This window comes from Allobosea sp. AK1 (genome assembly GCF_006714945.1).
Taxonomy (GTDB): domain Bacteria; phylum Pseudomonadota; class Alphaproteobacteria; order Rhizobiales; family Beijerinckiaceae; genus Allobosea; species Allobosea robiniae.
The window spans coordinates 1393107-1404772 of record NZ_VFMG01000001.1 but is presented as its reverse complement, the minus strand read 5'-3'; the positions used below and the strand labels follow the sequence as shown (position 1 = coordinate 1404772).

The window sequence follows — 11666 nt, the reverse complement described above, 5'->3', positions numbered from 1 at the left end:
ATGAACCGGCCGCAAGCCGCAGGCACGAACCGCACGGGCGCAACCCGCGGCGGCATGGGTGCGAGCATGGACCAGGTCTCGTCCTGGAGTCGGGACATCCGGTTCGTCTCCGGGCTGATCCTGCTTGTTTTCGCCACGACCCATTTCCTGAACCATGCCGTCGGCATCCTCGGTGTCGGCGCCATGGAGAAGGTCCAGGACTGGCGCTATGGCTTCTGGCATTCCTGGGCCGGGACGGCCGCGCTCTATGGCGCGCTGATCGTCCACCCGGTCTTCGCGCTGCTCAGGGTGGTGCAGCGGCGCACCTTCAAGATGCCTCTGCGCGAAATGCTGCAGATCGCGCTCGGCCTCGCCATTCCGCTGCTGCTGGTCGACCACATCATCAGCACGCGGGTGATGGGCATCTATTTCGGCGTCGACGAGAGCTACCGCTCGGTCCTGCGCCGGCTCTGGCCGGGGCTGGCGCTGACGCAGTCGCTGCTGCTGCTGCTGGTCTGGACGCATGGCATCATCGGCATCCATTTCATGCTGCGCGCCCGCGACAGCTATCGCCACTGGCGCGACCCGTTCCTGCTGGCGGCGATCCTGGTCCCGCTCCTGGCCATCATCGGCTTCTCCGTCGGAGCGCGGGAGGCCGAGCAGATGGCGATGCCGGCCGAGCTGGTCAGCGACGCGCAGGCCGCGATGTTCGCCCGCGACGTGATGTGGGGCAAAGGCGCCTTCTACGGCCTCGTCGCTTCCTTCCTGCTGTTCATCGGCATTCGCGAGATCAGGGTCCGGACGACGCGCCAGATCACGGTGCGCTTCGTCGGCCACGGCACACGCAGGCTGGCGCCGGGGCCGACCGTGCTCGAGATGTTCCGGCGCTTCGGCATTCCCCATGCCGCGCTCTGCGGCGGGCGGGCGCGCTGCGCCACCTGCCGCGTGCTGGTGATGGACGGCAACGACAAGCTGCCGAAGCCGGGCCCGAACGAGGCCAAGCTGCTGCGGCGGATCTCGGCGCCGGACGGTGTCCGGCTCGCCTGCCAGATCAGGCCGCGCGACGATCTTCAGGTGCAGATCCTGCTGGCGTCGCGATTGAATGCCGGCGCGGCGCGACCGTTCGAGATCGACGATGCCGCGGGCAAGCGCGGCCTGACCGTGGTGGTGGCCGATCTCAGGGCGTTCTCCGCTCTCTCCGAACGGCAATTGCCGCGCGAGCTGATCGGCCTGCTCAACCGTTTCTTCGACGAGATGGGGCAGGCGATCACGGCGCATGAGGGGCGCATCGACGCCTTCTATGGCGACGGCTTCATGGCGGTGTTCGGTCTCGAAGGCCCGCCGGCACGCGGGGCACAGGCCGCGATCGCGGCTGCCGGCGACATCGTGCGCGCGGTCGATGCGCTCAACCGCGAATACGGTGCCGCGCTGCCTTTGCCGCTCCGGATCGGCATCGGCATCCATACCGGCGACGCCATCACCGGCGCGGTCGAGAACGACAATCTCGGCCGGCGCGAGATTACAGTCGGCGAGACCGTGATGGTCGCGAGCCAGCTCGAATCGGCGACTCGGCGTGTGCTCGCCGATGTCGTGGTCTCCGAGGATACGATCCGGGCGAGCGGGCGCAGCTATGCCGGCACGACGACGCTGAAGATCGCGATCAAGGGGCGCGAGAAGCCTTTGACCGCCTATGGCTTCGCCAGCGCGCCGGAAATCGCCCGCCGCAAGCGCGAGGACGTGGCGGTGCCGGTTCCCGTGGTGGCCGGCGGCGAGGCGACCACATCGGCAGAAGTGGTGCAGGAGCAGGGCGAGACCGGCGAAAAGGGCTGATCCCTGTGCGGATGGCTGGTTTTTTGCGGGCGCGCATGTCTATGGTCCGCCGGCTTTTCCGGATGACGACCGACCCATGATGCCCGAACCGCCCCAAGAGGCCTTTCACGACCTGCTGCGCGGCATGGCAGCGCTCTCGGGCAACCGTGTCGTCGCCGATATCGCGCGGCTTTACGGCAAGGGCGCGCCGCCTGACCTGTCGATCGCCTGCAACCACAAGCAGATCGCCTCGAAGCAATGGCTGGTCGAGGCGCTGGCCGAGACTTACCCCAAGCCTGCGGGACCGGTCTGGGTGCTCGGCGCCTGGTACGGCGTGCTCGGCGCGCTGTTGCTCGACGACGAGAGGCTCGCGATCCCCGGAATCGTCAGCCTCGACATCGATCCGACCTGTGCGTCGATCGCGGAGATCCTGAACCATCGCCATGTTCAGGCCGGGCGGTTCCGGGCGATGACGGCCGACATGATGGCAATGGATTTCGCGGCGCAGTCGCCCGCGCCGGGGCTCGTCATCAATACCAGCTGCGAGCATCTCGATGATGTGCCGGGCTGGATCGCGACCTTGCCGGCAGGCTTGCCGCTTGTGCTCCAGTCCAACGACTATTTTCGCGAGCCGGACCACCGCAGCTGCGTGCCTTCGCTTGACGCCTTCCGCGAGCAGGCGGGGCTGTCCGAGGTCTGGTTTGCCGGCGCCCGGCCGACGAAGAACTATACGCGCTTCATGCTGATCGGGCGGCGATGACAGCGGGCAAGGCGCCGCGCATCGCGGTGGCGATGAAGGGCTATCCGCGCCTGTCGGAAACCTTCATCGCGCAGGAATTGCTCGGCTTGCAGCAGCGCAGCCTCCCCTTCGAGATCTGGTCGCTGCGCCACCCGACCGACGCGGCGAAGCATCTGATGCACCATCAGATCACGGCGCCGGTGCGCTATCTGCCGGAATATCTACACGATGAGCCGGCTCGCGTGGCCCGCGGCCTGCTCGCTGCGTTGCTGAAGCCGGGTTTGCTGCGACTGCTGCCAATCTTCCTGCGGGATCTCGCGCGCGACCGGACGCGCAATCGCTGGCGCCGCTTCGGGCAGGCCTGCGTGATGGCGCGCGAACTGCCCGATGATATCCGGCACTTGCATGTGCATTACCTGCACACGCCGGCTTCCGTGATCCGCTATGCCGCCTTGCTCGGGGGCCTGACATGGTCGTTCTCGGCCCATGCCAAGGATATCTGGACGACGGAAGACTGGGAAAAGCGTGAGAAGATCGCCTCCGCCGTCTGGGGTGTCACTTGCACCCGCGATGGGCATCGCGAGCTGGAGCGCCTCTCCGACCGGCCGGACAAGGTTGCGCTGGTCTATCACGGGCTCGATCTCGCGCGGTTTCCGGCGCCGGGATCGCGCTCGGCACGGGACGGCTCGGACGCGAACGATCCCGTGCGCTTCGTCACCATCGGGCGCGCAGTGGCGAAGAAGGGCTTTGACGACCTTCTGGACGCGCTGGCCAAGCTGCCCCGCACACTGCACTGGCGCCTGACGCATATCGGCGGGGGGGAGAAGCTGAAGGCCTTGCAAATGCAGGCCCAGACGCTCGGGCTCGATGACCGGATCGTCTGGGCCGGGCCGAAGGCGCAGGATGAGGTCATCGCCGCTTTGCGGGCGGCCGACCTTTTCGTGCTGCCTTCCAAGGAGGCAGGCGATGGCGACCGCGACGGCCTGCCCAATGTGGTGATGGAGGCCGCGAGCCAGGGCCTGCCGATCGTCGCGACCGATTTCGCGGGAATCCCGGAATTCGTGCGTGATGGCGTCGAGGGCCTGCTGGTGCCGCCGGGCGATGTCGCGGCGCTCGCTGCTGCGTTGAATGATCTGGCGAGGGCGCCGGAGAAGCGCGCCACGCTGGGCGAGGCGGCCTATGCGCGGCTGACGGGAGCCTTTTCTGCTCAGGCGGGGCTCGACCGGGTCGCGACGATGCTGAAGCGCTCGGCGGGCGAAGGGGCATGAGCGCTTCCGTCCTGATCGCGGTGACGCATCTGCTCGGCAGCGGCCATCTGGTCCGGGCGGCGAATCTGGCGCGGGCGCTGGTGCAAGGCGGGTTTTCGGTGACGCTCGCCAGCGGCGGGATGCCGCTGCGCGCCATGGAGGATGAACCCTTCGCCTTCGTGCAATTGCCGCCGATCAGGACCGAAGGCACGGATTTCCGCACGCTGCTCGATGAGAACGGGCAGCCGATCGACCCGGAGCGAAGGACCACCCGCATCGCCATGCTTGAAGAGCTGGCGGCGCGGTTGCGGCCGGATGTCGTGATCGTCGAGCATTTCCCCTTCGGACGGCGTCAACTGGCCGCCGAGTTCCTCGCGCTGATCGCCGCAGCGAAGTCGGCACGGCCCGAGGCGCTCGTGCTCTCCTCGGTGCGCGACGTTCTGGTGACGCCGAGGCCGGACCGAATCGCCGAGGCGGAGGATCGGATCGCTGGGATGTTCGATGCGGTCCTGGTCCATGGCGATGCCGATTTCCTGCCGCTCGACCGGTCGTGGCCGGTGGGCGAGGGGCTGGCGGCCAAGCTGCGCTATACCGGCTATCTCGCCGATGATCGGCCTGCCGGCATCGCGCTGGAGAACGGCGAGGTCATCGTCTCGGGCGGCGGTTCGGCCGCTGCCCTGCCGCTCTTCGCTTGCGCCGTAGCGGCAGCGCGGCTCGATCGGTCCGGACGCCGCTGGCGGATTCTCGCCGGGCGCGGCATGGCGGAGGCCGATCTGGGACTGCTTGCGGCCGATGCCCCCGAAAAGGTCGTGATCGAGCGGGCTCGGCCGGACTTTCCCGCTCTCCTTGCCGGCTGCGCGGTCTCGATCAGCCAGGCCGGCTACAACACCGTGCTCGATCTCGTCGCGGCCGGGCGGCCGGCGATCGTCGTGCCCTTCGATGCCGGCAACGAGACCGAGCAGACGGTCAGGGCCGAGGCGATGGAGCGGGCGGGGCTGGCGCGATGCTTCCGTCTGTCCGGGGATTTCGTCGGGGATGCGGTGGCTCTGGCGGATGCCGTCGGTGAGGCCATGGGAGCCCAGCCCCCGGCCCTGCCGATCGACCGGGACGGCGCAGCCCGCTCGGCCGCGATCGTGAAGGAGCTTCTCGCCGGGATTGCCGGCCGCGCCCGACACTGAGCCGGCATGCCCTTTGCGAGGGCCGGGGTGCAGCTTTGCGAATTGCCGCCTCCGGTCTTTCGCTCTAATGAGGGACGATCCGCCTCCCTTCTCGGTCGGCTCTGGGTTAACCGGCGAATTCCGGTCATGACCCTTTGCCTGGAGACAAGATGATGACGACGACGACTGCGCCCGGCCTGCCCGACATCAAGCTGTCGGTGCGCGAGACCTTCGGGATCGATTCCGATCTCGAGGTGCCGGCCTTCTCCGCAGCCGATCCGCACGTGCCGGACTTCGACCCGGATTACCGATTCGACCGCGACACCACGATCGCGATCCTCGCCGGCTTCGCGCATAACCGCCGCGTCATGATCTCGGGCTATCACGGCACCGGCAAGTCGACCCATATCGAGCAGGTCGCTGCCCGCCTCAACTGGCCCTGCGTCCGCGTCAACCTCGACAGCCACGTCTCGCGCCTCGATCTCGTCGGCAAGGACGCGATCGTGCTGAAGGAAGGCAAGCAGATCACCGAGTTCCAGGACGGCATCCTGCCCTGGGCGCTGCAGAACAACATCGCGCTCGTCTTCGACGAATACGATGCCGGCCGCCCGGACGTGATGTTCGTGATCCAGCGCGTGCTGGAGCAGTCCGGCAAGCTGACGCTGCTCGACCAGAAGCGCGTCATCCGCCCGCACGGCGCCTTCCGCCTGTTCGCCACCGCCAACACGGTCGGCCTCGGCGACACGTCCGGCCTCTATCACGGCACGCAGCAGATCAACCAGGGCCAGATGGACCGCTGGTCGATCGTCACCACGCTGAACTACCTGCCGCATGACAACGAGGTCGCGATCGTCCTGGCGAAGTCGAAGCATTACCAGGGCACGCCGGACGGCAAGGATGTCATCAACAAGATGGTCCGCGTCGCCGATCTCACCCGCAACGCCTTCATGAACGGCGATCTCTCGACCGTGATGAGCCCGCGTACGGTCATCACCTGGGCCGAGAACGCGGCGATCTTCGGCGATATCGGTTTCGCTTTCCGCGTCACCTTCCTGAACAAGTGCGACGAGATGGAGCGGACGCTGGTGGCCGAGTTCTTCCAGCGCTCCTTCGGCAAGGAACTGCCGGAAAGCGCCGCGAACGTGGTGCTCAGCTAACGGGAGGACACGAGCCATGGCGCAGTATCAGGGAAGCTGCCACTGCGGGCGGGTCGCCTATGAGGTCGAAGCCGATCTCGGACAGACCCTTACCTGCAATTGTTCCTACTGCCAGCGCCGCGGCTCGATCCTCGCGTTCTCGCCCGCCAGCGCCTTCACGCTCACCAAGGGCGAGGATGCGCTGACCGAGTACCGCTTCAACACGCAGAAGATCCAGCATCTGTTCTGCGAGACCTGCGGCATCGAATCCTTCGCCAAGGCGAATGGGCCCGACGGCACGCCGATGGTCGCGGTCAATGTGCGCTGCCTCGCCGGCGTCGAGCCGACCGAACTGTCGCCGACCGCCTATGACGGGCGTTCGCGCTAGGAGGGGTTGTGGTCGCGATCACGGTCGAGCCCGAGCAGGACGAGACGCGTGCCGCGGTGCTGCGCGGCCTCAGCGCCCATAATCAGGTCAGGGTCGGCCCGCGCAACGGCACGCCATTGACGATCAGCCTGCGCGACGCGGACGGCACGATCCTCGGCGGGCTCGTCGGCGAGCTGAAATGGGAATGGCTGCATGTCGATCTGTTCTGGATCGACGAGAGCCAGCGCGGCACCGGCCGGGGCGCGGCCATCATGGCCGAGGCCGAGCAGCGGGCGAGGGATTACGGCGCGCGCGGCGTCTATCTCTCGACGATGAGCATCCAGGCGCCGGGGTTCTATCCCCGGCTCGGTTATCGCGAATGCGGCCGGATGGAGGACTATCCGGTGGCCGGTCAAACGCTGCATCATTTCACGAAGGCGCTATGAGTATCTCGAACCGCAAGCCAGGAACGCCGAAGGAAGCCCCGGCCGAGCCGCTGAAGCGGGCGATCTCGGGCGCGATGAAGGCGATCGCACGCAAGCCGGAGATGGAAATTGTCTTCGCGGCCGATAAGCCCTCGCTCGTCGGCGAGCGGGCGCGCCTGCCCGAGCCGCCGCGCAAGCTCAGCCCCGGCGATGTCGCGATCCTGCGCGGCCATGCCGATTCGATGGCGCTGCGCCTCGCCTGCCATGATGCCGCGATCCACCGCCGCACGGCGCCGGAGGGCGATGCGGCCCGGGCCGTGTTCGACGCCGTCGAGCAGGCGCGCGTCGAATCGATCGGTGCGCGGCGGATGTCCGGCATGGCCGGCAACATCACCGCGATGCTGGAGGACCGCTATCACCGCGGCGGACGTTACGAGGAGGTCACCGACCGGGCCGACGCGCCGCTGGAGGATGCGCTGGCGCTGATGGTGCGCGAGCGCCTGACGGGTCTCAAGCCGCCCAAGGCGGCGGAGAAGGTCGTCGAGCTCTGGCGCGAGCAGATCGAGGCCAAGGCCGGCGCCGATCTCGACCGGCTCACCAAGACGATCGAGGACCAGCGCGGCTTCGCCCGCACGGTGCGCGACATGCTGGCGGCGCTCGACATGGCCGAGCAGACCGCGCAGGGCGACGAATCCGACGAGGACGAGGACAACCAGGACCAGTCCTCCGAGGACCAGCAGCAGCAGGAAGGCGAATCCGAGCAGGAGAGCGGCGCCGACCGCTCCGAGGTCGAAGTCAGCGAGGACGCGACCGAGGAACTACAGGAGGGGGCCTCCGAGGCGACCGACGCGCCGGCCGGTGACTGGGACGAGGAGGACGAAGCTTCCGAATCGGAGGAGGCCGGCGAGGCCCCGCGTCCGCGCGAGAGCCGCGGCAACGAGCGCCCGCAGACCGATTACAAGGCCTATACCCAGAAGTTCGACGAGGTCGTCACCGCCGAGGAACTCTGCGACGCCGAGGAACTGACGCGCCTGCGCGCCTATCTCGACAAGCAGCTCGCCCATCTCCAGGGCGTGGTCGCGCGCCTCGCCAACCGCCTGCAGCGGCGCCTGATGGCACAGCAGAACCGCACCTGGCAGTTCGACCTGGAGGAGGGCGCGCTCGACCCGGCGCGTCTGCCGCGGATCATCCTCGATCCGTTCCAGCCGCTCTCCTTCCGGCAGGAATCGGACACGAATTTCCGCGACACGGTCGTGACCCTGCTGATCGACAATTCCGGCTCGATGCGCGGGCGACCGATCACGGTCGCGGCGACCTGCGCCGACATCCTGGCGCGGACGCTGGAGCGCTGCGGCGTCAAGGTCGAGCTGCTCGGCTTCACCACGCGCGCCTGGAAGGGCGGGCTGTCGCGCGAGGCCTGGCTGCAATCGGGCAAGCCGGCCAATCCCGGCCGCCTCAACGACCTCCGGCACATCATCTACAAGGCGGCGGACGCGCCCTGGCGGCGGGCACGGAAGAATCTCGGGCTGATGATGCGCGAGGGGCTGCTCAAGGAGAATATCGACGGCGAGGCGCTGGACTGGGCGCATAAGCGCCTGCTCGGCCGCTCCGAACAGCGCAAGATCCTGATGGTGATCTCGGACGGCGCGCCGGTCGACGATTCCACCCTCTCGGTCAATGCCGGCAATTATCTCGAGCGGCATCTGCGCCATGTCATCGCCGAGATCGAGACGCGCTCGCCGGTCGAGCTCATCGCCATCGGCATCGGCCATGACGTGACGCGCTATTATCGCCGCGCCGTCACCATCGTCGATGCCGAGGAGCTGGGCGGGGTGATGACCGAGAAGCTCGCCGAGCTGTTCGAAGAGGACGGGCCTGCCGGGTCCGGCTCCAAGCGCCGCGGGCATTGATGCGTCTCACGCGCCGCGCCGCGCTGGCAGGGCTCGGCGCGTTCGCGCTGCCCGGCGCCGCGCAGGCGATCGAGCAGACCCGCTTTCCCGTCGGGGTCTCGGCCCGGCCGATCGCAGCCTTCGAGCCGCGCCGGCCGGAGCAGCGTCGCTTCGGCGCGCTGCAATTCCGCAGCGGGCTCGTGCTCTCGTCCGGCCACCCGCGCTTCGGCGGTTTTTCGGGGCTGGCGCGACTGAATGGCGGGCGCGATCTCGTCGGGGTCACGGATCGTGGCTACTGGCTGACGGCGAAGGTCGCCTCCAGCGGCGGCAAGCTTGCCGGGCTCGAAGAGGCCGAGATGGCCGCGATTCTCGGCGGCTCCGGCCGGCCGCTGACCCGCTCGGGTCTCTACGATACCGAGAGCCTCTGCATCCACGAGGGCACGGCTTACGTCGGGATCGAGCGCAAGCACGAGATCGCCCGCTTCGACTGGGCGCGTGATGGCGTCGAGGCGCGTGCACGGCCCGTGCCGGTGCCGCGTGAGTTCAAGCGCCTGCCGCGCAATCGCGGGCTGGAGGCGCTCGGCGTCATGCCTGTGGGGCCGCTGAAGGGCGCTCTCATCGCCATCGCCGAGCGTTCGGGCAAGGAGGACGAGCCGACGCTCGGTGCCATCCTTGGTGGCCCTCAGCCGGGCCTGTTCAAGCTCGCCCGGCATGACGGCTACGACATCACCGATCTCGCCTTCCTGCCTTCCGGCGACATGCTGGTGCTAGAGCGCTGGTACCAGCCGCTGCGCGGCGTCGGCATGCGGATCAGGCGAATCGCCGGGCGCGATATCCGGCCGGGGGCGCTGATCGATGGTCAGCGCCTGATCGAGGCCGATCTCGGCTTCGAGATCGATAATATGGAAGGACTGTCGGTCCATCTGGAGGCGGGGCGGACGGTGCTGACCCTGATCTCGGACGACAATTTCTCGTTCCTCCAGCGCACGGTTCTGCTGGAGTTCGAGCTGCTTCCGTAACGGGCGTCATGGTCGGGCTCGTCCCGACCATCCACGTCTGCCTTCATCGGAAGCGGTGTTCAAATCGTGGATGCTCGCCACAAGGGCGAGCACGACGACAGAGCTAAGCACAAACGAAAAAAGCGGCCTCGCGGCCGCTTCCTTCAAACCCGAGGGTTAAAACCCGCTCAGTTGGCGGCGAGCTTCTTCTCGAGGTCGCGCTTCAGCGTGGCAGCGCCCGTCGAGAGGTCGCCGGCCGAAGCCTTGATCAGGAAGGCGTCGAGGCCGCCGCGGTGCTCGACCGAACGCAGGGCGTTGGCCGAAATCCGCAGGCGCACCGAACGGCCGAGCGCGTCCGACTGCAGCGTGACGTTCACGAGGTTCGGACGGAAGACCGTCTTCGTCTTGCGGTTCGAGTGGCTCACGAGATGGCCGCTCTGGGTGGCTTTCCCGGTCAGTTCGCAACGGCGGGCCATGATATCGTTCCTTACGTTCCCGGGGGCGCTCAAACAAAAAAACCGACACGTGACGTGCCGGCGAGCACCGGAAGTCAAATTGAAGTCGCGGTTCCATAGCCAAGGGCGCGGCCTGCGTCAAGGAAAACTCCGTTCGCCGTTCACATGGCCTTCAGCGTTAACGGGGTGTAAAGATCGGGGTCCGATGCTTTAATCGGTCGTTGCTTCGCCACAAGGGGAAGCCGGCCACGATTCGGGCCGATTCAGAGTGCATTCCGCACAGGATCGCGCCGTTCCGGAGACAGTGGATGAAGTCCGCCGCCGCATCGTCCCTTGCAGGCCTCGTCCTCGCCGCCTGTCTGGGCGCGAGCGCTGATGCAGCCTCGCTCGACGCGCGCTACGACGTCTCGCTCCTGGGAATCACCCTGGGCACGGCGAGCCTCAGCGGCGGCATCGACAATTCCGGCTACAAGCTCGACATCACTGCCAAGCTGACGGGAATCGCTGGCGGCGTCACCGGCGGGCGCGGCTCGGGCGCGGCGACAGGTGCGCTCGTCGGCGGCAGGCTTGCACCGAAGACCTTCGCTGTGAGCTCCGCCAATTCCAGCGAGAGCCGCACCGTCCGCATGGCGCTTGCCGAGGGCGCCGTCGCCGGTATCGATATCGAGCCGCCGATCGACGAGAAGCCCGATCGCGTGCCCCTCAACGAGAGCCACAAGCGCAATATCGTCGACCCGCTCAGCGCCTTCCTGATGCCGGTCACCGGCAAGGGCAAGGACGCCGCCTGCAATCGCACGCTGCCGATCTTCGACGGCGCGGCGCGCTACGACATCAAGCTCTCGAGCGCCGGCACCCGCAACGTCAAGCTCGAAGGCTATAGCGGCCCGGTCTCGATCTGCCAGGCGCGCTTCGTGCCGATCGCCGGCCACCGCGCGCTCAGGCCCAGCACCAAGTTCATGGCCGAGAACCGGGACATCTCGGCCTGGCTCGCGCCGATCGCCGGCACCGATGTGATGGTGCCGGTGCGCATCTCCGTGAAGACGATGATCGGCACGGCCGTGATCGAGGCTTCCAGATTCAAGGTCGATCCCGGCGTGACGGCCAGCGCTGCGCGGAATTGAGGCCGGGCCTCAGGGCGCGCGCTTGACGCCCTGATCGTCCTCGAAGACCGGCCGGAAGAACGAGCGCTCATAGCTGATGATGAAACGCTCCTTCTCGTTCATCGCGAAGGCCGCCTGGCATTCAGGGTCATCGAACGAGCGCTTGCGGTAATCCTCATAAGCCGCGAGCGAGGGAAAGCTGAACAGGGCGAGTGCCACGTTCGACACGCCTTCCGACGGCATGAAATAGCCGTGGTGCTTGCCGCCGAACTTTTCGACCAGCCGGATCCAGAGCTTGCCATAGGCCTCGAAGGCTTCGAGCTTATGCGGATCGATGACGTAGCGCAGGTAGCAGGTGACCATGG

12 protein-coding genes are annotated in these 11666 nt (G+C 67.5%); 10 read left to right on the top strand and 2 right to left on the bottom strand.

What is annotated here, in order from left to right:
* From FHT98_RS07140 to FHT98_RS07100, 9 genes are all read left to right on the top strand, one after another.
* On the top strand, positions 1 to 1809 hold the full coding sequence (locus FHT98_RS07140; protein ID WP_061970150.1) for an adenylate/guanylate cyclase domain-containing protein: 1809 nt from the start codon (positions 1 to 3) through the stop codon (positions 1807 to 1809).
* Positions 1810 to 1885: 76 nt separating this feature from the next.
* Positions 1886 to 2548: a class I SAM-dependent methyltransferase gene (locus tag FHT98_RS07135; protein ID WP_142113334.1), complete on the top strand. Its 663-nt coding sequence runs from the start codon at positions 1886 to 1888 to the stop codon at positions 2546 to 2548.
* Positions 2545 to 3795 (top strand): glycosyltransferase family 4 protein, encoded by a 1251-nt coding sequence (locus FHT98_RS07130; protein WP_142113332.1) that lies wholly within the window; start codon positions 2545 to 2547, stop codon positions 3793 to 3795. Before FHT98_RS07135 ends, FHT98_RS07130 begins: the two co-directional genes overlap by 4 nt.
* Positions 3792 to 4952: a glycosyltransferase family protein gene (locus FHT98_RS07125; RefSeq protein WP_142113330.1), complete on the top strand. Its 1161-nt coding sequence runs from the start codon at positions 3792 to 3794 to the stop codon at positions 4950 to 4952. Before FHT98_RS07130 ends, FHT98_RS07125 begins: the two co-directional genes overlap by 4 nt.
* Positions 4953 to 5104: 152 nt before the next feature.
* Positions 5105 to 6088, top strand: coding sequence for a cobaltochelatase subunit CobS (gene cobS, locus FHT98_RS07120; RefSeq protein WP_170843377.1), 984 nt, complete (start codon positions 5105 to 5107; stop codon positions 6086 to 6088).
* A 16-nt stretch (positions 6089 to 6104) separates the two neighbouring features.
* Entirely contained in the window at positions 6105 to 6455 is a 351-nt protein-coding gene (locus FHT98_RS07115; protein ID WP_061970142.1) for a GFA family protein, read from the top strand.
* Positions 6456 to 6463: 8 nt separating this feature from the next.
* Complete coding sequence (locus tag FHT98_RS07110; protein WP_061970140.1) at positions 6464 to 6880, top strand: GNAT family N-acetyltransferase; 417 nt, start codon at positions 6464 to 6466, stop codon at positions 6878 to 6880.
* Positions 6877 to 8769: a cobaltochelatase subunit CobT gene (gene cobT / locus FHT98_RS07105; protein ID WP_061970139.1), complete on the top strand. Its 1893-nt coding sequence runs from the start codon at positions 6877 to 6879 to the stop codon at positions 8767 to 8769. The genes FHT98_RS07110 and cobT overlap by 4 nt, the downstream gene beginning before the upstream one ends.
* Positions 8769 to 9767, top strand: coding sequence for an esterase-like activity of phytase family protein (locus FHT98_RS07100; RefSeq protein ID WP_142113327.1), 999 nt, complete (start codon positions 8769 to 8771; stop codon positions 9765 to 9767). The genes cobT and FHT98_RS07100 overlap by 1 nt, the downstream gene beginning before the upstream one ends.
* 167 nt (positions 9768 to 9934) lie before the next feature.
* On the opposite strand, the gene rpmB is transcribed toward FHT98_RS07100, so the two are convergent.
* Positions 9935 to 10222, bottom strand: a complete 288-nt coding sequence (gene rpmB / locus FHT98_RS07095) for a 50S ribosomal protein L28 (protein WP_061970136.1) — start codon at positions 10220 to 10222, stop codon at positions 9935 to 9937.
* Between the two features lie 287 nt (positions 10223 to 10509).
* Here rpmB and FHT98_RS07090 point away from each other — a divergent pair, with 287 nt between their 5' ends.
* Positions 10510 to 11322 carry a DUF3108 domain-containing protein gene (locus tag FHT98_RS07090; RefSeq protein ID WP_142113325.1) on the top strand — a complete coding sequence of 271 codons (813 nt, stop codon included), beginning with the start codon at positions 10510 to 10512 and terminating at the stop codon, positions 11320 to 11322.
* Between the two features lie 9 nt (positions 11323 to 11331).
* On the opposite strand, the gene FHT98_RS07085 is transcribed toward FHT98_RS07090, so the two are convergent.
* Positions 11332 to 11664 carry an NIPSNAP family protein gene (locus FHT98_RS07085; protein ID WP_142113323.1) on the bottom strand — a complete coding sequence of 111 codons (333 nt, stop codon included), beginning with the start codon at positions 11662 to 11664 and terminating at the stop codon, positions 11332 to 11334.
* Positions 11665 to 11666 lie beyond the last annotated feature (2 nt).

Excerpts from the sequence above, each read along its gene's own strand:
- FHT98_RS07115 (WP_061970142.1), top strand. The coding sequence starts at position 6,105 with ATGGCGCAGTATCAGGGAAGCTGCCACTGCGGGCGGGTCGCCTATGAG.
- FHT98_RS07100 (WP_142113327.1), top strand. The coding sequence starts at position 8,769 with ATGCGTCTCACGCGCCGCGCCGCGCTGGCAGGGCTCGGCGCGTTCGCG.
- rpmB (WP_061970136.1), bottom strand. The coding sequence starts at position 10,222 with ATGGCCCGCCGTTGCGAACTGACCGGGAAAGCCACCCAGAGCGGCCAT.
- cobT (WP_061970139.1), top strand. The coding sequence starts at position 6,877 with ATGAGTATCTCGAACCGCAAGCCAGGAACGCCGAAGGAAGCCCCGGCC.
- FHT98_RS07085 (WP_142113323.1), bottom strand. The coding sequence starts at position 11,664 with ATGGTCACCTGCTACCTGCGCTACGTCATCGATCCGCATAAGCTCGAA.
- FHT98_RS07140 (WP_061970150.1), top strand. The coding sequence starts at position 1 with ATGAACCGGCCGCAAGCCGCAGGCACGAACCGCACGGGCGCAACCCGC.
- cobS (WP_170843377.1), top strand. The coding sequence starts at position 5,105 with ATGACGACGACGACTGCGCCCGGCCTGCCCGACATCAAGCTGTCGGTG.
- FHT98_RS07135 (WP_142113334.1), top strand. The coding sequence starts at position 1,886 with ATGATGCCCGAACCGCCCCAAGAGGCCTTTCACGACCTGCTGCGCGGC.
- FHT98_RS07125 (WP_142113330.1), top strand. The coding sequence starts at position 3,792 with ATGAGCGCTTCCGTCCTGATCGCGGTGACGCATCTGCTCGGCAGCGGC.
- FHT98_RS07090 (WP_142113325.1), top strand. The coding sequence starts at position 10,510 with ATGAAGTCCGCCGCCGCATCGTCCCTTGCAGGCCTCGTCCTCGCCGCC.
- FHT98_RS07130 (WP_142113332.1), top strand. The coding sequence starts at position 2,545 with ATGACAGCGGGCAAGGCGCCGCGCATCGCGGTGGCGATGAAGGGCTAT.